The following is a 21,435-nucleotide window of genomic DNA, read 5'->3' as shown; positions in this document are numbered from 1 at the left end:
TTTTCACTTCTAATTATAAAATACTATGAACTGGAATTCACATGAATTTATTTGGCTCGACTGGGTAATTATCGCAGTCGGGATATTAGCGGTGACATGGGCCGTTTGGCGTTCGATACAAAAAGATAAGCGCCTGCAACAGGGTGCCAGTAGCGAAGACTATCTGTTCGGTAAAGGGGAGCCATGGTACATCATCGGTGCGGCTATCTTTGCCGCAAACATTGGTTCGGAGCATCTCGTAGGGCTTGCCGGAACAGGAGCAAAAGCAGGTGTGGGTATGGCGCACTGGGAAATGCAAGGCTGGATGATACTTATCCTGGGTTGGCTGTTTGTACCTTTCTATCAGCTTATGAACAATAAGATGGGTAAAATCATCACAATGCCCGATTTCCTCAAATATCGTTACACCCCGGCTACGGGTTCGTGGTTATCTATCATCACTCTTATAGCATACGTGCTTACCAAAGTGAGCGTAACGGCATTTACCGGAGGTATCTTCATGGAGAGCCTTCTTGGCTTGCCTTTCTGGTACGGGGCTATCGGCTTAATCGTCTTAACGGGTATCTTTACTGTTCTCGGAGGAATGAAAGGTGTGATGACATTGTCTGCGATCCAGACTCCTATACTTATAGCAGGTTCGTTCCTTGTGCTTTTCCTCGGATTGTCGGCGCTCGGCGGTGGCAGTATTCCTGAAGGCTGGACCGCGATGATCGACTATGCTAAAACGCTGAATGTAGGAGAAGATGGTGTTGCATACGGCACAAACCATATGTTCCACTTCAGTACGGGCGACCCGTTGTATGATGACTATCCCGGCTTTTGGGTATTTATCGGAGCATCTATTATCGGTTTCTGGTATTGGTGTACCGACCAACATATAGTTCAGCGTGTACTCGGGCAACGTAAAGGTGAAGATAACGATGTAGTGATGAAACGTGCACGCAGGGGTACTATCGCTGCCGGATATTTCAAACTATTGCCTGTATTTATGTTCCTGATACCGGGTATGGTAGCTGCGGCATTGGCGGCACGCCCCGACAGCGGCTTTACACTCGACGATCCTGATACGGCTTTCGGGTCAATGGTTAAGTTTGTATTGCCTGCCGGAGTGAAAGGGATTGTTACCATAGGCTTTATATCGGCATTGGTTGCTTCTTTGGCTGCATTCTTCAATTCCTGTGCCACATTGTTTACAGAGGACTTTTATAAGCCGATGTTTAAAGGCAAGAGCGAGGATACTTACGTTCTGGTAGGTCGTATTGCCACAGTTGTCGTTGTAGTACTCGGTATTGTATGGATACCTGTCATGATGAGCCTCGGTAGCCTGTACGACTATCTGCAAGGTATTCAATCGCTGCTTGCGCCTGCAATGGTGGCTGTATTCGCACTGGGTATATTCTCCAAAAGGATTACGCCTAAGGCCGGTGAAGTAGGTATGATCGTGGGCTTTATTATCGGTATGGTACGTTTGCTGACCAATATATTTACAAATACAGGTAAAGACATAATGACCGGCTGGTACTGGGAATGCACTACCTGGTTCTGGCAAACCAACTGGCTTATTTTTGAGATATGGTTGCTTGTCTTCATCATGTTGCTGATGGTAGTAGTATCGTTCTTCACAGCGAAGCCAACGGCACAACAGATAGAGGCTATAACTTTCACCGACGATTACAAGAAAGTTATCGGAAAGAGCTGGAACAAATGGGATGTTATCGCATCGCTCGGGGTTGTCGCTCTTTGTGTGGCGTTCTATATGTATTTCTGGTAAAGAAGACAATTTATAATAAGTACTTAGATGAAAGCAAGTGTATTGAAAAATGCACTTGCTTTTTGTTTTTGCCTTTTTCGTCCTGTTATGAAAATGTTAAAAAGTAACAGATATATCAGTTAACAGTAAACAGTAATCAGTAAACAGTATCGTGGTTTGTCATGCTGAGAGAAACGAAGCATCTCGTCAGATAGTAGTTAACAACTTGTAACTCGTAACTGCCCTAGGGCGCAGTAACTCGTAACTTTCTTAAAAGGTAACAAAGGTAACACTATTTACAGTCAACAGTTATCAGTCATCAGTCAATAACTCGTAAGATGTAAAACTTTGCGCCTTTGCGTCTTTGCGTGAAACAAAACAAAACGCCAGCCAACTTGTAACTCGTAACTGCCCGCAGGGGAAGTAACTCGTAACTACTTTAATCAACACTTCAAAGAGCTATCAGCTAACAGCCAAAGGTTATCAGCTACATATATAGATAAAATTTTTTCATAAAGATACGGCCTCTGATTCGTTTGTCCCCGCTGGCGCGGACTTCCAGTCCGTGTCTTGCTTGATAGAGCAAAAATGTCTGCTACGCAGCACACAGACGGGACGTCTGCGCGAGCAGGGGGGCAAAGCGTATGTAATTGAAAATCGCCGAAGCGAAGGCGAGGCAATGGCGCAAAGCGACAAAACTTATCACTTACTACTTATTACTTTAAACTTACCACTTATTCCATTCTTTCAAAGAACTATCAGCTAACAGCCAAAGGTTATCAGCTACATATATAGATAAAATTTTCCCATAAAGATACGGCCTCTGATTCGTTTGTCTCCGCTGGCGCGGACTTCCAGTCCGTGTCTTGTTGACAGTGCAAAAATGTTTGCTACGCAACACACAGACGGGACGTCTGCGCGAGCGGGGTGGAGTGGCTACACCGTAATAGTTCGGGTAACCGCGTCTTGCAAAGCCGTACGCGAGTTCTTACCTTTGAGGAAAAAACCTATGGAAACGAACGATTATGTGCGAGGAGTGGCGTTGAGCGAAGCCGAAGGCTTTGCCTTGATAGAAAGTTTTTATACAAGTAGACGGGGAGCCGAAGCGTGGTATAGAGGCTTGGGCATGTCCAAGCACACATTCTATAAGTGGAAGCACCGCTACGACGCCATTCACGCAGAGGGAGCACCGTCGGAGCCGGCAGCAGAACCGGAGCCCTGCCGCCTGGTCCCTGTCAGGATAGTAGATACGCCCTCCGGCGAAGTTGTCCGGGGTATAGAGGTGCGCTACCCGAACGGGGTGGTACTGGCCCTTCCGGCTGAGCCGGGCATCGGAATGGGCCAGCTGGCCGAACTGCTAAAACTCAAAGTCTGATGTTCAGCCTGGGAGAAACGGATAAGTATTACTTATATTCGAGTGCCTGCGACATGCGCAAAGGCTTTGACACGCTGTCGGGAATCGTCGCCTCTGTTATGCGGCATGACCCGGCCAGCGGCGAAGTTTTTATCTTTCTTAGTCGCAGCCGGCGAACGCTGAAATTGCTACATTGGGAAAGCGGGGGTTACGTTATCTATCACAAGAGGCTGGAGAAAGGACAGTTCAGCCGCCCTCATTATGATGAAAAGACAGGTTGTTACCGCTTAAAGTGGGTTGAACTGGTGATGATGACCGACGGTATCAGCCTGGAAAAAGTAGTGTACAAAAAAAGATACGAAAAACCCGTCGAAACCTTATAAATAAAAGGATTAACGCTTGTATATCCGGTAAAAAATGTGTATCTTTCATACATGGAAAAGATACGGGAACTGGAAGAATTATTAGCCGAATCCAAGCTTGTTATACAGGAGTTGGAGTCGAGGAACATTTCCCTGGAATCCAAACTAAGCAAACTTACCGACGAACTCCTTTATCTTCGCCGGGCCATGTTCGGACGTTCGTCTGAACGCTATGTAAAGGAAGATCCCAACCAGCTGAGCCTGGCCTTCGAGGGTGTTGACAGCCTGCCGGAAGAAGAAAAGGCGCTGGTTGAAGAGTTGCGTCAAACCATTACTTACGAACGTGAGGCCAGAAAGGAAAATTCCTCTAAACCGGTACGCCAGGAACTGCCAGCCGGATTGGAACGTAAAGAAGAAATCATAGAACCCGATCCGATACCCGCAGGAAGTACCTGCATCGGTCAGGAAGTGACAGAGATACTGGAATATACACCGGGAACATTGTATGTGCGCAGGATTATCCGCAAGAAATATGCCTTGGCCGGCCATCAGGGCGTGGTTATAGCGGAACTTCCGTCCCTGCCGCTGCCAAAGAGTAACGCAGGAGCGTCGCTGCTGGCACACCTGCAGGTAAGCAAATACCAGGATCACCTTCCCTATTACCGTCAGATCGACATCTTCAGCCGGCAAGGCATAAAACTGGCCGCTTCTACCGTTAACGGCTGGAATGCCGGTTCAGCCTGCCTGCTGGAACTCTTATACCTCGAACTCAGGAAACAGGTGCTGGCATCGGATTACATCCAGATGGATGAAACCTTCATACCGGTAGTGGACAGGGACAAGCCCGGTGCAACCCGTAAAGGCTACCACTGGATCGTCAAGGCGCCGGAAGAGCGGAAGCTTTTCTTCCATTACGACCACGGCTCGAGAGGGCAGAAAGTGGTGATAGAACTGCTGAAAAACTTTAAGGGAGCCGTCCAAAGCGACGCATACGCCGCCTACGGGATATATGAGAACAAGAAGGATGTCTTGTTGCTGGGCTGCTGGGACCATGCCCGCAGACGATTTGAGCAAGCCCTCAAAAATGACCCCGCCCGGTCATCCTTTGCCATGGATCAAATACAGTTGCTTTACCGGTTGGAGAGGCAGTTCAGGGAAACCTGTCATGTTCCCGATCAAATTGCTGTGGAGCGTAAGGCCAAAGCCTATCCCATCCTCAAGGCTTTCGAGCGCTGGCTGCTGGATGAGTATCCGAAGGTATTGCCGCAGTCCCTCATTGGAAAGGCAATCGCTTATACCTACAATATTTATCCCCGCCTGGTGCGCTATGTCATCGACGGAAGATATCAGATATCCAATATCGGTGCCGAGAATGGCCTTAGAGGCCTGGCCGTAGGCAGGAAAAACTATATGTTCTGCGGCAGCCATCAGGCTGCTTACCATGCCGCTATCATTTACTCCCTGCTGGGTACATGCAGGCTGCATGGCGTGAATCCCGAAGCCTGGCTTACGGATGTCCTGAACCGGTTACCTGATACCAAAACGGAAGACCTGCATCTGTTGCTGCCCGGAGCCTGGCTGCCGACGGGCCAACATTAATATAAATCCCTCAAGGGCGGCGATGTTCGCCGTCTGCCACACGAATAAAGTAGAGCCGGACGGTCATGTGACCGGACGGCTCTGTCTATTTTGTATGGATAAGCCCGAGGCTGCTGGCACCTGGATCTATGGACGCAATTCCCCGAACTATTACGCTACACCTTTATTCTGTACTGCATCGTTGGTTAAACTCCTCCTGCATTAAAAGCAGGAGGAGGAATAGATGAATAGTCAAATAAAACGGAGTTATTCTGCAATACATCGCAAAGTTTGTGAAAAATTCCTTTGACCTTCACCAAATGCCGTAGGATTAGGAATACCGCCGAAGTATAAGACTTTAGCATTTGATGATGAATTTTGTGTATTTTCACCAGGGCTGCTAGTCCAATAAAAACCAAAAAAACCTCGACTCCCCAACACACCGTTCCCAGTACCACGAAAGCCAGAAGCCGTTAGAAACAAATAGGGCCCAAAATTCCGTCCGCTACTAAAGTTGAATTCGTTATCAGTCCATGTACCCACGAGAGTTTGTGAATTCAGTGAGCTATCGACGACACCCTCCCATTCTGATTTTTTTGGTACACGATAATTCGGAGGGCAAGGGTCATTAGCCGTTTTTGAAGCGTCTGACCATGAGCCGTCAGGTGCATTTGTACTATCCAAACCGGAGATAGGACCGGCCGGAGTATCGACGGTAGCAACGACTGTAGAGCGGCCCCACTGGTAGTAATCTCCATTCAAATATTTAGCAGGAGTGAAAGGCTCGAGCATAAAATTAGCCCCTAGGTTATAGCAGAGGAAGTTCTGCCAGCCGCCTGCTGAGGTGAATGCCCCGCAGCAATTGCAATCCTGAAGGCTGACAGTCAGTTCGACAGCATAGTCTGTCCCCGCTCCGTCCGGCTGGTCGTTGTAAACGGCGTACAATTTGGGATGGACAGCATTGTCACGGGTCACATCTAACAGCTCTGTCATCAGGGACGGTTTGTAAACTACTACGGCTTTACAAGCGGTGCCGGACGATATGTTCCCGCTATAGCCGGCCTTCGGTGTCATACTTACGATAGCCTCTAAGGAAGCATCCTCCACATAGACGAACCGCACATTCGATACATTGCCCGACGGGGTAAAGGTGTACACCTGTGTGCCGGAGTAAAGCCAGGTACCACCCGCATCCGGATTTATCGCCGCAGGCGTCCCGTCTGTGGCGTCCTGTTCTTCTGTCTGTGTAAAATCGGTGCTGTAAGGCACGCGGGCGGCCAGGTCGCCGCAAGCTCCGCCGTCGTTACCCTGTGCGATATCGAAGATGGTTCTTCCGCTAAGCGTACCCGAACCGGCCAGCCATACCGTTACTATCGCCGGAGCCGTGCCGGTCGTCTCCGAGCAGGCATTTATCGCCTTTACGGTATAGGCGTAGGTACCGGCTACATCTTTGACGTTTTGCGGTACAGTGTATGTATTGGCAGTTGTTGTCCCGACCGGCGAACCACCCAGGTACCATTCATATGAGCTTGCCGTTCCTCCCGTCGCAGTGGCCGTCAGGGTAACAGCAGTGGTTGCCCCCTGGAGGATGGTTGTCCCGCCACTGATTGAAACGCCTGTTATCTCGTCGGCACAAGGCTGGTCACAGAAGGAAACCCATTTCAGGGTGTTCCAGTATTCCACACAGTTGTTCGTTGTATTGTAAATCATAAGCCCGGGAGCATTAATCAATTCGTCGGCGGTGACTCCGCTTCCCGACGGATTTACAGGGTTTCCCGTATTAGTTCCTAAAAAGTAGTCACGCCAGGCGTTACGCTCGGCGGTGGTCAGATGCGGCAGGCGCAAGCCCGCTTTTGTACTGGCGGTGGAAACCTCCAGTACGGAAAAATCATGCGGAGGTACACCGTCGCCGATAGTTACCTGCGCATAGGATGGCATTGACAATAGCGCAAATAGCGCAGCCAGCAAACAGGCCGGCATGAGGGTTTTCATTTTCTTTGGTTTCATAAAGCATGTTTTTGGGTAAATTGTGTTGCATATATTTGTTGTAAAGAAGATTGTTACCCTGAGTTTCCCTGAGAAGGCACCGGGAGTATATACCTCCATGTAGCTCAGCAGGTACTCATAGTTTCCCAGTGTAAGCAAAAACTTAGGGAACCTGACAACCCCGGGAATACAGGGATGTAAAGTAACGGGATAACGTGTGGGAAAATACAATGCAGAACCACCCTGCCTGGCAGCACGGGATAAATTTAACAGTTCGGGATTTGATTGTGTGTTTTTATATATATTCAGCGATGCATTGAATGCGCGCGCGTATAGAATGTGTAGGATAACCGGAAAGGTAATACTAAGGCTTACTCTCTCTCTCTCTCTCTCTCTCTCTCTCTCTCTCTCTCTCTAGTAAAATATAATTAAGCGCCAAATTTTCAGGAAGAAAAATGGCGTGTGATATTGTGTTTTTTCTATATGTTTCCGTCGTTATTTGCATAGCGGAAAACGGTTTTTATTGTTCATTCAGGAAGTGGATGATATATGATTTTGACAAAGTTATGTAAAATTTTTGAATTATAAAGTAACAGAAGTAACAGTTTTTTCAGTCAACAGTAAACAGTTAGCAGTCAACAGTATCGTGGTTTGTCATGCTGAGAGAAACGAAGCATCTCGTCAGATAGTAGTTAACAACTCGTAACTCGTAACTGCCCTAGGGCGCAGTAACTCGTAACTTTCTTAAAAAGTAACAAAGGTGACAACTTTTACGCATTTTAATTATTGAATCCTTAAACATTAAATTTTTAAATACTAAATCCAACACTTCAAAGAACTATCAGCTAACCACTAAAAGCAGCCAGCTGATATATAGATAAATATTCCTGATAAAGTTAAATGAAAACGGGACTATTTTATTATGATAGTCCCGTTCCGGATAAAACTCTAATAAATATAAAGTTATTCGTATGATGCCGGGAAGGAAGTTATCCTTAACCGGGCCGTACCCATAGGTACAAGTGTAATATCATCCACCTGAGGTGATTTCTCACAGTCTTCGTTAGGTAATACTCCACACAGCTTATATTGATCTAATTTCCACGACGGCACTTGTCTCCCTTTTGCCTTTATTACAAGAGGCGAGTTCTGTTGGGTAAATGGATAATTATCCGCAGGCCATGCCCTTCTTTCAACAACAAGGTTACCGAATGGTTTTTCCGGGTTAAGCACCAGGGCGTAATTCCATGCTGTCTTAGGATATATTTCGTATGACGGCCATTTGGACGGATCGGCATTATCCTGCCATTTCGAGTCCCAGATGGCGCTTTCTTTACTATCCACCTTCTTGTATTCTTCATCGATGTTGAGCGATAAGGTCAATGGCCCGTAATTAATGCTTACGCTATTTTTGTTCACTTGCCATGTTTTTAGCGAGAACTCCATCGGATAGGTAACTTTTACGACATCCCCGTTGCTCCATTCACGGTTGATACACGCATATTTACCTGCAACCATATCCGCTGGGATTTTCTTGCCGTTTATTTCCAGTTGCGCATCCTTTGTCCATGACGGGATACGAAGATAGAATGGAAATTTCACCTTTTTCGGTGTGCTCACTTTAAACAGGATTGCTCCGTCAAACGGATATTGCGTATCTTCACCGATAGTGACTTCAGTGCCGTCACCCACTTTTACTTTTGCCTCGCAGGCCGCATAGATGGCTGCTGCAACACCATTGTCAGGAGTAGCAAGGATCAGGTTCTCTATAAAATATGGCCAGCCTTGCGCGTGGTTGTGCTGGCAGCAACGGCTGCTGAACGGGTTCATTGCCAGAAAAGGCCCTCCGTTATCAATACCCGGTTTGTGGTTTTCCGAATCGCTCTGCACATGGTTCGGGCAAGTGATATAGCGCAACGATTTCAGGTCGGGCATCATAGAGGCGGGATAGGAATTGAACGCGATATTTTCGCAATGTTCTGCCCACAACGGATCTCCGGTGTACCACAGCATCATTTCATCCGAAGCCATTTGCTCTACAAAACCGCATGTTTCCGTACCTTGGCGGGGATCTATATACCCCATACGCGCATTCTCATCGGCACCGAACATTCCCCCCGATACTTGTCCGAATGTACGGCGTATAAGGTCGTGCACGTTGTAGGTGGCGTGAAGATGTGCCGGGTCTTTGGTGAGCATATAGTAGGTGGCAGGTTCCCGGAAGCCTTGGGCTATATTTACATTATGCCAGTTAGGAAGACTGGAATCCTGCATCCAGTTGGCAGTATTGCGGTGTATTTTATGAACCAGTTCCAGGAGGAAAGAGTCTCCGGTGATATTATATAGCCAATACACACTATAGATATTATCCCCCCCTCTGGAATTTTCCCAGTAGTCTTTCAGGAATTTTTCGTCAGGAACGGTCAGCTGCCATTTGAAATAATTGGTCATCAGGTCTATTACGCGTTTATCATTTGAATATTCGTAATAGGATTGCAGGCACCATAACATTATCATGTTAGCCCAGAGTTCCCTTTTTCCGTCTCTTTCATTGACGGGGCCGAAATATCCGTCGGCTTGCTTGCTTTTTATGGCTGCTTCTATCCATATTTTTGTTTCGGCAAGCATTTTCGGATCATTAAGTATGTAGGCCATATTGCCATATCCTTTGAGCCAGTAAGGGACTTCTTCCCATCCGTACTCTCCTCCGGCATTGAGCCACGCATTGTTCTTTTTGTTGAGCCATGCGCTGATTTCGCCCAGTTGCCCGGCCAGTCCGTCCCGCTGTAATTCAAGCATACGTTTTGTCCAGCCTTTGGGTTGTACTTTACCGACCGGTAATTTTATAAAATTATTAGGTAGTAAAGGAGCCCTGTTGCTTGTATAATGACTATTGATGGCCTTTACTGAAGGGCGGTTCACAATTGTAACATCGATGTCTCCTTTCGATGCGGAAGCGCTATTGCAGCATAAAAGGAATATGACTGCGATCAAGCTGTTTAAAAGACCTTTTTTCATATGTATTATTTAAATTAATTCTGTTTTTATGAACGCATAACCGATGATATCCTGATAAAGAAAATAATTGTACCGGACTGTCACAGCCCAGTACAATATTAAAGTATTTATTTAATTACTATAGAATAATAGATTATTTCGTCATTTTGTCGTTTAGCATTTTGATGTAATATCCGCCTACTACCGAGCGGGCTTTGAATCCGACATGTGTTTTACTGTCCGTATTGTACCAGTCGGTCATAGGTACACGATCGGTCGTTTCATTCATAAATTTATGCAATGGAGTGATAAATTTCAGGAATGTCGCGTTATCATCAGCCAATGTTGCAGTCCAGATGATCCAGTCGGCCTTCGTATAGTTTTTCCTGCTGTCGAGCGGCAAGCCGTATTCATTCTGTTTGGTCAGATAATAAGAGATTTCTTTCTGAGCCACAGATTCAGGGAATATATTCAATTTGAGAATCTTGTTCCATATCAAATTGTATTTCTGGCTCCATGTCCCCGGCTGGTCGAATGTCAGGCGGTAGTGGTCGCCATCATCAGCCATTTTCATCCATTCCTGCGCCATCTCCTTAGCTTTGGCTGTATATTTTTCAGCGATGTCTTTCTTCCCGAGCATATCTGCCAGGTATCCGTAAGATGCGATACCCATAATTGCTTTCACCGAAAGGTTTACATTGTGGGCAAAGTGACCTGCAAAGTCGTCGGTACAAAGCTGATTTTCCGGATCGAGTCCTTTTTCTACAAGGTAATCTGTCCATGTGGTCAGTACATCCCAATGTTTTTCAGCATATTTTGCATTTCCTTCCACAGCGGCTATAGCGGCGGTCAGTGCCAGCATGTTTCCGCCTTCTTCCACAGGCATGTCGCCACCGTATGTTTGTCCGTTGGCCCAAGGATATGTACCGACATCGTGCGCAGGAAACGGTTTTACCCATTTGCCACTCTCGCTGTAGTAGAAGATATGATTGAGCAAGCCTTTCGCCAGTTCCGGATTGTAGTACAGGAATAATGGAGCGGAAGGATAGGTTACGTCTACTGTCCCGATAGATCCGTTACTATTGTTTTCTTTGGATAAGAATAACAGATCTCCGTTCGGCGCTTCTACAAGCTTGTGTGCGGATATGGCCTGACGATAAGCAAGCGCACACAATTCGGCATATTCTTTTCCTCCGGCCTGAGCGGCTTCATTCATCAGTTTGAAGTCGAAGTCGCTACATTTGTTGCTTAGGCTGATAAACTCTTTATTGGCTTCAACAAAAGCCTGCTCTATCGATTTGTCGCCTTTCTTATTCCAGTATGGGCGAAGATTCTCTTCAAAATACTGGATGGAATAGATATCATCATATCCGATAAGCACTTTTCCCGAGGCAGATTTACCGCTACCCAGAGTTTGTGATATGGCCAGACTGGCATTATCTTTGGAACTTACGTCTCCTGCAAGTTTTCCGTTCTTTACAAAATCGTTTCTCATCTGATAAGGGTCACCTACATTATATGTAGAGTTGTTCTTCTCTCCACCCAGGTAGAAATAACCCCAGTCGATACGGATATCGTCACCTCTTTTTCCCAGGACTTTCTGGTTGGTGCTTCCTGTTTTGAGGAACAGCAGCCCGTCTTTTTCAAATCCTTCGGCTTTACTTTCCTGGGATGGAATATTTAATGCCCAGTTTGGCGCGGCTTCGAAATAGATTTGAACGTCGTGTTCCTTGCCATCCAATGAATTGATGTCATACGAAATATAGTTCACCGGGCGTGACACGAGATTCAGGTCATCCATGAGTAGTGGCGCAAGGAAAGAGAGTTTCAGCCCCACATTTCCACACTCGAAAGTATAATGGGTATGGGTTGCCTGTACATCAGCCGATTTCTGTACAGCTGTTGTACTCAGGAATGTTTCAATGTCATCTTCCACATAGATGCCAAAATCCACGAGGGCTCCTCCCATTTTGTTGTGACAATGTGCTGCAATGACATTCTTACCCGCTTTCAGGGTGCTTTTCACTTCATCGCTGAGTGTGATCTGTACATCTTTCCTCCATTCATATCCCGTCTTTACCACCTGTATGCCGTTGATGTACAGCTCGAAGATGTCGTCATGCGAATATATCAGGAATACTTTTTTATCCGACAGGTCTTTATCCAGATTTATATTCCGGCGTACCCATATGTCTTTGGTTTCCCACAGTGTGTTTACATTGGTTTCCTCTGGCGTACCGAATGCGGCTTGTCCTTCTTTCCAGGCATTATCGTTAAATTCAGCTTTTTCCCAGCCTTTAGCCGGAGCGTTGAATGTATATTTGCCTGTCCAGGCTGATATTACAGACATGCCTGCTACAGCTTTTACGGGAGTTTGCTCTACGCCCATAAAGCGATATGCTTTCCCATCGACACGTATCACCCCTAATAGAGGAAATTCCTTGCCTGTCCAGTGTTTCACCGGTTCATCATACAAATTATCGGTTGCCGACCACGCTGAGGTGTAAGGGTCAATCGTTACCAATGGGTAAGCGGGCGCCCGTAAATCGTTCTTAATAATCTGTGCCGGTTCTTTTGTGCCGCCGCAACTGAATAGCCCGGTGAGGCATAAGAGATAAAGTAAATTTTTCATTCTATATTTATTTCAATGAATTACATATTTCCAGGTTAATTTGTCTTAATCGGGGTTCTTCCAGTTTGATAACTTTACGGTCGTATGTCATCAATCCGTTTACCTCTCCTTCTACATCGGTTGTCTGGGTATAAACCGCGGCTGTGAATCCTCTTTTGATAAAGCCTTTCAATGCTTCCGCGTATTTGATATATTCATCCGTAACTTCTTTCGAATTTTTAAACTGAACATATCCCCAGTTTTTGTCAGTCTGCCAAAGGTGATCTTCAAGAGGTAAACCAATACCGCCGTATTCTCCCAGTACATTCGCTCTTTTGGCATCGTACAGATACATATCCGGTCCCGGATAGTTGTGCAGGTCTATCATATCTCCTACATGGTAATGATTGCCGCCACTGGCAGGATTTACCAGGCGGGAAGGGTCGTGATTCTTTGTCCATGCCACAATTTCAGGTGTTTTGAATTGTCCCCATGCTTCATTGAACGGAACCCATGCTATAATTGAAGGATATGAAATCAGGTAATCCATTATTTCTCTCCATTCTTTGCGATATACATTTTCAGACTCAATGGAACGCTGTACTTCCACGCCATCGAAATATTTTTGGCTTTGCCACTGAGGAGACGGTCCTCCATTAGGCATATCCTGCCAAACGAGGATTCCAAGACGGTCGCAATGTGTGTACCAGCGGGCCGGCTCGACCTTTACATGCTTACGGATCATATTGAATCCGAAATCCTTTGTTTTCTGGATATCATATGCCAGTGCTTCATCGGTAGGAGCTGTATATAGTCCATCAGGCCACCAACCCTGGTCTAACGGGCCGAACTGAAAATAATCCTTGTTGTTCAACTGAAAACGGTAGATGCCGTTGGCGTCTCTTTTAGAGGATATTTTGCGCATGGCAGCATAGCTTTTCACTTTATCCGCCGCCTTGCCATTATTGTATAAGGTGACTTCCAAATCGTACAGGAACGGAGATTCGGGAGACCAAAGCTTCAAATCGGGAATGTTTATATCGGTAGACTGTCCTGCGGCGAATTTGCTTGTTGCTACAGTTCTTGGTCCGTCTTTTACTGTCACCTCTATTATATCTCCGGTAGCAGTGCCTTCTGTACAGATGTCAATTGATAATTGACTGTTGTCTATATTTGGAATTGTTTTGATGGCGGCAATATGTTTCTGCGCTACAGGTTCCATCCATACAGTCTGCCAGATGCCCGATACAGGGGTATACCAGATGCCATGCGGATTCTTTATTTGCTTTCCCCTGGCCTGGTCGCCGTCATCTGTAGGGTCCCATACTTTGACTACCAGTTTTTGATTTCCGGAAGTCAGATAAGGTGTGATGTCGAAACTGAATGGGGTATATCCTCCGGTATGGGAACCTACCTTAATGTCGTTGATAAATACCTCTGTTTTCCAGTCTACCGCACCAAAATGCAACAGGATATTCTTCCCTTTCCAATTGGAAGGGACAGTGAAAGTCCGTTTATACCATAGTTCTTTTTCTTTACCCAGTTCTTTTTGCACTCCGGATAAACTTGACTCCACAGCAAAAGGGACCAGTATCTGTCCGTCAAATTTCTGAGGTTCTTGTTTTCCTACAGGCAAAATAGCGTATTCCCAGAGTCCGTTCAGGTTTGTCCAGTCCGGACGTTCCATAATCGGACGCGGATATTCAGGTAATACATTGTTTGGATTAAGGGTTTCCGCCCACTTGGTTTTTAGTTTATCTCCTACAGGTTTCCATTGGGCAAATAAGCTGGTACTTGATAAGACCAAGGCTAAAATAAGAATCTTCTTCATTTAAATAAGGTGTTTACTTTTAGGTATTATACAATATGATTTTATTATTTTTTAGTTTATATTTTTTTCTTCTTTTCAGGTATTTGTACTGTTTTCATATGTTTTCGGATATGTTTAAGTCTATCGGAGATTACAAATGTACTCTGATGTACCTGAAATCGCTGAAATTTATTGTTCAAAAAATATAAATATCAGGTCACAACTCCTTTTGAATCGATTAATTAGAACATAAAAATTGAAAAAGGATATATTTTCTTTGTTTTTTAATAAAAATCTTATACTTTTGTATCGCTTTAAGAAAAGCAAGTGTTTGTCTCATGGTGTAATGGTAGCACTGCAGTTTTTGGTACTGCCTGTCTAGGTTCGAGTCCTGGTGAGACAACGAAAAATAAAGAATTAGAAAAAGTCACTAAACTGGTGGCTTTTCCTATTTTGGGCTGTAAGACACAAACTTTGAATAGCACATCCGAATTAGGGTTAGGCTTTCTAATCTGATATTTTCCCAGGATGTCCTATAATTTCATATTTGTTTGTGTAGAAAACAATAGGATGTACTCTGTGGAAAAGTTGAAACTTTTTCATCCGCTTAATTGTTAAAATAAAGAATTGTACAAAGCTATGTTCATTTTTATAGGATGGTATCTAACATACTAATTCAGGAAAAATAAAATCAAAACAATATGGTGAAAGCAGAAACATTAAGTAATAAGAACTGGCATTCACTCGAAGTCAGTCAGGTTTTAGACTTGTTAACGACTAATGCGACAAAAGGCTTACTCGAGAAAGAGGCAAATGAACGGCTTGTCCAATTCGGAGAGAATGTCCTTCCCGAGAAGAAAAAAGAAAGCCGTTTATTACGTTTTTTCAAACACTTCAATGATATCCTTATTTACATATTGCTTATAGCCGCAGTTGTTACTGCTATTCTGGGCCATTGGGTAGATACAATAGTCATCGTGATTGTAGCCGTAGTCAATGCCTGTATCGGATATTTTCAGGAAAATAAGGCTGAGAAAGCATTGGAAGATATAAAGAAGATGTTGTCTCATACAGCACAAATAATACGGGACGGAAAGAGGCTGGAAATAGGAGCATCACATCTGGCTATAGGGGATTTGGTTATTCTCCATCCCGGGGATAAGATCCCGGCAGACCTTAGATTAATAAAATCGGATAATCTGAGAATAGAAGAATCTGCGTTGACAGGAGAGTCTATACCTTCACAGAAGAATGTGGGAGCAATATCCGCGGATACTCCTTTAGGTGACAGGAACAATATGGCCTTTTCTACAACCACAGTTAGTGCGGGAACAGGAATGGGGATAGTTGTAGCAACAGGACAGAATACCGAAATAGGGAAAATAAACCGTATGATGTCCGAAGTGAAACTTATTACAACACCTTTGCTGCGGCAAACGGCCAAATTCGGTAAAAGCGTTTCTTTTGTGATAATTGCCATTGCAGTAGTGGTTTTCATTTTCGGGTATTTTTATCGCCATTACGATACCGGCGAATTGTTAATGTCGGTAATCGGACTTGCTATTGCAGCTATTCCGGAAGGCCTTCCGGCTATTTTGTCGATAATATTGGCTATCGGTGTACAGAATATGGCTAAACGCAAGGCTATAGTCCGCACTTTACCCTCAGTGGAGACACTGGGCTCAGTGGCAGTCATATGTTCTGATAAAACCGGGACTCTGACTAAAAATGAGATGACGGTCAAGACTCTTGTAACCGGTGATGATAAGTTTGATGTAACCGGTACGGGATATTCCCCCGTTGGAGATGTCGTGAAAGATAATGAAACGGTTGATTTCAGTGCTGAACCGGTGCTGGATAGCCTGATAGGCTGTTTTTACATATGCAATGAAGCCTCTTTGGGAAAAGATGATGAGGATAACTGGTATATAAAAGGAGATCCGACGGAAGGCGCGCTTATAACTTTGTATGAGAAAGCGTCTGTGGATCATCACGAAACAGACAGGATTGCAACGATTCCGTTCGACTCGGAGTATAAGTATATGGCCACGCTGGTTGAAGCAGATGATAAAAATATTATATACATAAAAGGTGCCCCCGACCGTCTTCTGGATATGGCCGACAAAGAATTGTCTTTGAGTGGGGAAAAACCATTTGATCGTAAAAACTGGGAGGATGAAATAACCGGATTGGCCGGAAAAGGGCAGCGTGTAATTGGAGGAGCATATAAAATCGTGGCTAAAAACAAGAAAAACCTGTTGCATGAGGATTTACACGAAGGTGTCACGTTCCTCGGGTTAGCGGGAATCATTGATCCTCCAAGGGAGGAGGCCATTGAAGCGATCAGGCAATGTACGGAGGCCGGTATAACCGTAAAAATGATAACCGGAGACCATATCGAAACTGCGAAGTCGATAGGCCTGGAAATGGGGATCGGTGATGGTGTCAAAGCTCTGGAGGGAAAGGCTATAGAGCAAATGACCGATGAAGAATTAGAATCAGCGGCAGTTGAATATAATATTTTCGCACGCACCAGTCCCGAACATAAACTCCGTTTAGTGAAGGCTTTACAGGCCCGTAATATAATATGTGCCATGACCGGAGACGGGGTAAATGATGCTCCCGCGCTGAAAAAAGCGGATGTCGGAATAGCGATGGGTATAAAAGGTACCGAGGTAACCAAAGATGCGGCAGAGATGGTATTGGCTGATGATAATTTCTCTACTATTGCTGCTGCTGTGGAAGAAGGCAGACGCGTATACGATAATCTCAAGAAGACAATCCTGTTTATATTGCCTACTAATGGAGCCGAGAGTTTTTTGATTATAGCCAGTATCCTGTTCGGAACGCTGATGCCGCTTACCCCGATACAGATACTTTGGGTCAATATGGTTACATCGGTGACTATTTCCCTGGCTCTCGCGTTTGAAAAACTGGAGCCGGATACAATGAAACAACGGCCGCGCTCTCCCCGTACCCCGTTATTAAACGGATACTTTATATGGCGTATCTTATTCGTATCTGTGCTTATTGGGGGAGGTACATTACTATTGAACCTGTATCTGTTGAATAATGGCGTAAGCGAAGATATTGTAAGAACGGTAACAATACAAACGATCGTAATTACCCAAATGTTTCACCTGTATAATAGCCGTAGTATCCGCCAGTCTGCTTTCTATGGAGACTTTTTCGGCAACAAAGCAGTATTCGTAGTTTCGGGCTTACTTATCTTATTGCAATTATCAATAACATACATTCCGTTTATGAACGAAGTATTCGGCACCGTTAGACTTCCCCTTCATTTTTGGATATATCCTTTCGTTTTTGGTTTTATTATTTTCATAATAGTAGAAATCGAAAAGTGGATTATGAGACTAATTGACGGAAAACGGATAAAAACGAATAAGTCTTAAACCGCGTATAAAATATAAGGTACAAAGCAGAATTAAAGAGCCTGTCTTCTGTGTGGACATACCATTTGTTTGTATGTAAACCGTATAGACGGAGTTCAAAAACTTAAAGCCTGCCTGCATTATACCTACAGCCCTCTATGGAAATATATGCCTTGCATAGCGCGTAATCTATAGGCAGCGATTTAAATTAAGAATATGTTTGGATTTTTCATTCTTTATTCTTAATTGTTTCCTGTTACTTTTGTTACCTTTGTGCTCGTTAAAACTATAAACAATAAACGCAGGTATTATTTCGGTATTTTTCCTGCACTTACAAAAATATAAACAGGTCTGCGACCTTAATTTTTCACCTCATAAAAATTTCATTTGCTTATGAAAAGAGACACAGCCATTTTTGATATTATCGAAAGAGAGTATCAACGACAACTGAAAGGAATCGAACTGATCGCATCGGAAAACTTTGTCAGCCAACAGGTAATGGAGGCTATGGGTTCATGCCTTACCAACAAATATGCAGAAGGCTATCCGGGGAAAAGATATTATGGGGGGTGTGAAATTGTAGACCTTAGCGAACAGCTAGCCATCGACCGTTTGAAAGAAATATTCGGTGCAGAATGGGCTAATGTGCAACCTCATTCGGGGGCGCAGGCCAATGCGGCAGTTTTCCTGGCCTGTATGCAGGCCGGAGATAAGTTTCTGGGACTGAACCTGTCACATGGCGGTCACCTTTCGCACGGTTCACCCGTAAACTTTTCCGGACTAATGTTCCACGCACTTGAATACAATGTGCGTCAGGATACGGAACAGGTAGACTACGAACAGATGGAACAGGTTGCCCGTACCGAAAAACCGAAAGTAATCATCGCCGGAGCCTCGGCTTATTCCCGTGATTGGGATTATGCTCGAATCCGTAAAATAGCTGATGAAGTAGGCGCAATTTTTATGGTAGATATGGCACATCCTGCCGGGCTTGTTGCCGCCGGATTACTGAATAATCCGCTGCCTCATGCCCATATAGTGACTACCACCACCCATAAGACCCTTCGTGGGCCTCGTGGCGGAGCAATCATGCTGGGCAAAGATTTTGAAAATCCATGGGGTAAGAAAACGCCTAAAGGCGAAGTACGTATGATGTCCGCTTTGCTGGATTCTGCGGTATTCCCGGGAATACAGGGTGGTCCGCTGGAACACGTTATTGCCGCTAAGGCCGTTTCGTTTGCAGAGGCACTCGACCCTTCATATAAAGTATATCAGACACAGGTGAAGAAAAATGCTGCCGCTATGGCTCAGGCATTTATAGACAAAGGATATAAGGTGGTATCCGGTGGTACGGATAATCACTCTATGCTAATAGACCTTCGTCCTAAATTCCCCGAACTGACCGGTAAGCTGGCTGAAAAAGCGCTTGTAGAAGCGGATATCACAACGAATAAGAACATGGTTCCGTTCGATAGCCGTAGTCCTTTCCTTACTTCGGGACTTCGTTTCGGTACACCTGCCATCACTACACGTGGTGCGAAAGAACCGCTGATGGCTGAGATCGTGGAAATGATAGATACTGTTCTTTCAAATCCGGAAAACGGACAGACAGTAAAAGCCGTCCGTGAAAAGGTAAATTCAATCATGAAAGAATATCCGTTATTTGCCTGGTAATAAGAAACAATCATTATATACATAAAGGAGCCGGCTATAAACCGGCTCCTTTATATTTCTTATATGTCTTGTCATCATTTATTCCACATACAATACCAAACCTTTTAGGTATTCCCCTTCCGGATGATATATATTGATCGGATGGTCGGCTGGTTGGCTCAACTGATGCAGTATCCGCACTTTTCTGCCGGACATGGCAGCCGCACTGAATACAGCCAGGCGAAACGCCTCTTTAGTTATTACCTGCGAGCAGGAGAAGGTAAAGACAATTCCTCCCGGGGCTATCTTATCAAAGGCGACGGCATTCAGGCGTTTATATCCCTGTAACGCGTTCTTGATCGCTCCACGGTGTTTCGCAAAGGCAGGAGGATCAAGTATTATCAGGTCATAATCACCTTTATTAATGTTGCCGAGATACTTGAATGCATCTTCTGCGTAAGCCTCATGCCGTTTATCATCCGGGAAGTTAATCTCCACATTCTTATTCGTCAGCATCACGGCTTTGGAGGAACTATCGACTGAATGCACCAGCTTTGCGTTTCCACGCATGGCATAGAACGAAAATCCGCCTGTATAACAAAACATATTCAGTACCGAACGGTCTTTGGCATAGCGCTCCAGTAAGGCCCTGTTATCCCGCTGATCGACAAAGAAACCGGTTTTTTGTCCCTTTACCCAGTCGGGATAGAATTTCAAACCGTTTTCAGAAGCGATTTCGGCTACATCCTTACCTCCGAAAAGATATTCGTTTTCCGCTCCCAGATTGGCTTTATATGGCAATGTCGTTTCAGACTTATAGTATATATTCTTCAACGTCGTTCCCATTACGGCCTTTAACGCGTCACAGATCATCATCCGCGATTCGTGCATACCCACAGAGTGCGACTGTATGACAGCAGTCTCCGCATATATGTCTATAATCAGCCCGGGAAGACCATCACCCTCGCCATGAACAAGACGGTATGAATTATTATCTGCTGACAGCAATCCTATCGATTTTCTCAGCTCCAAAGCGGAGTTCAATCGCTTTTTCCAGAAATCAGGATTGATCTCTTCCTCTTCGAAAGACAGGACGCGGACCTCGATACTTCCGACCTGATAATGCCCAACGGCTATAAATTCGTTACTGGCTGTATAGACGGCAACCACCTCTCCTTCGGTCAGGTCATTATCTTTTTTTTGTACTGCTCCCGAAAATATCCACGGGTGAAAGCGTCTCAAAGATTCTTCTTTCTTGGGTTTTAGCTTTATTATCTTATAATCCATATCATGATGCTCCAGCGATGAGTTGAAGCGGCACAAAATTACAACTTTATTTTCAAAGATAAAGTTTATCTGTATTGTATATATCAGAAGACAGGCTGACTCTTTAGAGCTTTTTATGCAATCTTTTCTTGTTATCTACATTCCGAATCATTTCCTTTGTGTCTATGAAAAAGATAATAAATCCTTGGGAAGGACTGGACGGTTATATGTGCTTTGCCTGTTCGCCCGCTAACCCGTCAGGGCTCCATATGGAGTTCTATGAAGACGGAGATGATATAGTTGCACATTGGAAGCCAAACAAGTATATGCAAGGCTGGCTAAACACGCTTCATGGTGGAATACAAAGCACCCTGATGGATGAAATCGGCGGTTGGATTATCATCCGTAAATTACAGACGACAGGAGTGACCTCCCGTCTCGAAGCCAGATTTATAAAGAGTATACCTACCAATGAACCCTTGTTGACAATCCGCGGAAGAATAAAAGACCAGAAACGAAATGCCGTATTCCTCGAAGCTGAAATATATAACTCAAAAAACGAATTATGCGCGCGTGCCGATATGGTCTATTTCATTGTGAGCCAAGAACAGGCAATGGAGCAATTTCATTTTTGCGGATGCAAGACGGAGGATGAATGATTTCTTAATTATTTTTA

13 protein-coding genes are annotated in these 21,435 nt (G+C 44.8%); 7 read left to right on the top strand and 6 right to left on the bottom strand.

All coding sequences use genetic code 11. The annotated features are described in order from the left end of the window. Positions 1-25: 25 nt before the first annotated feature. From ACYQ3L_RS07615 to tnpC, 4 genes are all read left to right on the top strand, one after another. On the top strand, positions 26-1,771 hold the full coding sequence (locus tag ACYQ3L_RS07615; protein WP_380000254.1) for a sodium:solute symporter: 1,746 nt from the start codon (positions 26-28) through the stop codon (positions 1,769-1,771). Positions 1,772-2,759: 988 nt separating this feature from the next. Then, complete coding sequence (gene tnpA / locus ACYQ3L_RS07610) at positions 2,760-3,125, top strand: IS66 family insertion sequence element accessory protein TnpA (protein WP_459952230.1); 366 nt, start codon at positions 2,760-2,762, stop codon at positions 3,123-3,125. Continuing rightward, positions 3,125-3,487 carry an IS66 family insertion sequence element accessory protein TnpB gene (tnpB, locus tag ACYQ3L_RS07605; RefSeq protein WP_459952231.1) on the top strand — a complete coding sequence of 121 codons (363 nt, stop codon included), beginning with the start codon at positions 3,125-3,127 and terminating at the stop codon, positions 3,485-3,487. Before tnpA ends, tnpB begins: the two co-directional genes overlap by 1 nt. Before the next feature lie 51 nt (positions 3,488-3,538). After that, positions 3,539-5,065 carry an IS66 family transposase gene (gene tnpC / locus ACYQ3L_RS07600; protein WP_459952232.1) on the top strand — a complete coding sequence of 509 codons (1,527 nt, stop codon included), beginning with the start codon at positions 3,539-3,541 and terminating at the stop codon, positions 5,063-5,065. Positions 5,066-5,311: 246 nt separating this feature from the next. Here tnpC and ACYQ3L_RS07595 read toward each other — a convergent pair whose 3' ends face one another. The 5 genes from ACYQ3L_RS07595 to ACYQ3L_RS07575 all read right to left on the bottom strand — a co-directional run bounded on the left by ACYQ3L_RS07595 (position 5,312) and on the right by ACYQ3L_RS07575 (position 14,469). Then, positions 5,312-7,051: a fibrobacter succinogenes major paralogous domain-containing protein gene (locus ACYQ3L_RS07595; protein WP_379994124.1), complete on the bottom strand. Its 1,740-nt coding sequence runs from the start codon at positions 7,049-7,051 to the stop codon at positions 5,312-5,314. Between the two features lie 343 nt (positions 7,052-7,394). After that, positions 7,395-7,535, bottom strand: a complete 141-nt coding sequence (locus tag ACYQ3L_RS07590) for a hypothetical protein (RefSeq protein ID WP_459952372.1) — start codon at positions 7,533-7,535, stop codon at positions 7,395-7,397. A 458-nt stretch (positions 7,536-7,993) separates the two neighbouring features. After that, positions 7,994-10,048, bottom strand: a complete 2,055-nt coding sequence (locus ACYQ3L_RS07585) for a beta-L-arabinofuranosidase domain-containing protein (protein ID WP_379994123.1) — start codon at positions 10,046-10,048, stop codon at positions 7,994-7,996. Between the two features lie 133 nt (positions 10,049-10,181). Beyond that, positions 10,182-12,659: a glutaminase domain-containing protein gene (locus ACYQ3L_RS07580; RefSeq protein ID WP_379994121.1), complete on the bottom strand. Its 2,478-nt coding sequence runs from the start codon at positions 12,657-12,659 to the stop codon at positions 10,182-10,184. 7 nt (positions 12,660-12,666) lie between these two features. Continuing rightward, entirely contained in the window at positions 12,667-14,469 is a 1,803-nt protein-coding gene (locus ACYQ3L_RS07575) for a glycoside hydrolase family 2 protein (RefSeq protein ID WP_379994120.1), read from the bottom strand. 680 nt (positions 14,470-15,149) lie between these two features. On the opposite strand from ACYQ3L_RS07575, the gene ACYQ3L_RS07570 reads away from it, so the two are divergent. After that, positions 15,150-17,861, top strand: coding sequence for a cation-transporting P-type ATPase (locus tag ACYQ3L_RS07570; RefSeq protein WP_379994119.1), 2,712 nt, complete (start codon positions 15,150-15,152; stop codon positions 17,859-17,861). Between the two features lie 372 nt (positions 17,862-18,233). Next, complete coding sequence (glyA, locus tag ACYQ3L_RS07565) at positions 18,234-19,514, top strand: serine hydroxymethyltransferase (protein WP_291109527.1); 1,281 nt, start codon at positions 18,234-18,236, stop codon at positions 19,512-19,514. Between the two features lie 78 nt (positions 19,515-19,592). On the opposite strand, the gene ACYQ3L_RS07560 is transcribed toward glyA, so the two are convergent. Beyond that, positions 19,593-20,780 carry a class I SAM-dependent rRNA methyltransferase gene (locus tag ACYQ3L_RS07560; RefSeq protein WP_379994118.1) on the bottom strand — a complete coding sequence of 396 codons (1,188 nt, stop codon included), beginning with the start codon at positions 20,778-20,780 and terminating at the stop codon, positions 19,593-19,595. Between the two features lie 164 nt (positions 20,781-20,944). Here ACYQ3L_RS07560 and ACYQ3L_RS07555 point away from each other — a divergent pair, with 164 nt between their 5' ends. Further along, positions 20,945-21,418: a PaaI family thioesterase gene (locus ACYQ3L_RS07555; protein WP_379994117.1), complete on the top strand. Its 474-nt coding sequence runs from the start codon at positions 20,945-20,947 to the stop codon at positions 21,416-21,418. Positions 21,419-21,435 lie beyond the last annotated feature (17 nt).

It is taken from the genome of Dysgonomonas termitidis, from assembly GCF_054657735.1.
Note: the sequence above shows the minus strand (reverse complement) of the source record. Positions and strands in the feature narration are given on the sequence as shown.

Coding starts and splice junctions, on each gene's coding strand:
- tnpC (WP_459952232.1), top strand. CDS start 3,539: ATGGAAAAGATACGGGAACTGGAAGAATTATTAGCCGAATCCAAGCTT.
- ACYQ3L_RS07615 (WP_380000254.1), top strand. CDS start 26: ATGAACTGGAATTCACATGAATTTATTTGGCTCGACTGGGTAATTATC.
- ACYQ3L_RS07555 (WP_379994117.1), top strand. CDS start 20,945: ATGAAAAAGATAATAAATCCTTGGGAAGGACTGGACGGTTATATGTGC.
- ACYQ3L_RS07580 (WP_379994121.1), bottom strand. CDS start 12,659: ATGAAAAATTTACTTTATCTCTTATGCCTCACCGGGCTATTCAGTTGC.
- tnpB (WP_459952231.1), top strand. CDS start 3,125: ATGTTCAGCCTGGGAGAAACGGATAAGTATTACTTATATTCGAGTGCC.
- ACYQ3L_RS07575 (WP_379994120.1), bottom strand. CDS start 14,469: ATGAAGAAGATTCTTATTTTAGCCTTGGTCTTATCAAGTACCAGCTTA.
- ACYQ3L_RS07585 (WP_379994123.1), bottom strand. CDS start 10,048: ATGAAAAAAGGTCTTTTAAACAGCTTGATCGCAGTCATATTCCTTTTA.
- glyA (WP_291109527.1), top strand. CDS start 18,234: ATGAAAAGAGACACAGCCATTTTTGATATTATCGAAAGAGAGTATCAA.
- ACYQ3L_RS07590 (WP_459952372.1), bottom strand. CDS start 7,535: ATGCAAATAACGACGGAAACATATAGAAAAAACACAATATCACACGCC.
- tnpA (WP_459952230.1), top strand. CDS start 2,760: ATGGAAACGAACGATTATGTGCGAGGAGTGGCGTTGAGCGAAGCCGAA.
- ACYQ3L_RS07570 (WP_379994119.1), top strand. CDS start 15,150: ATGGTGAAAGCAGAAACATTAAGTAATAAGAACTGGCATTCACTCGAA.
- ACYQ3L_RS07560 (WP_379994118.1), bottom strand. CDS start 20,780: ATGGATTATAAGATAATAAAGCTAAAACCCAAGAAAGAAGAATCTTTG.
- ACYQ3L_RS07595 (WP_379994124.1), bottom strand. CDS start 7,051: ATGAAACCAAAGAAAATGAAAACCCTCATGCCGGCCTGTTTGCTGGCT.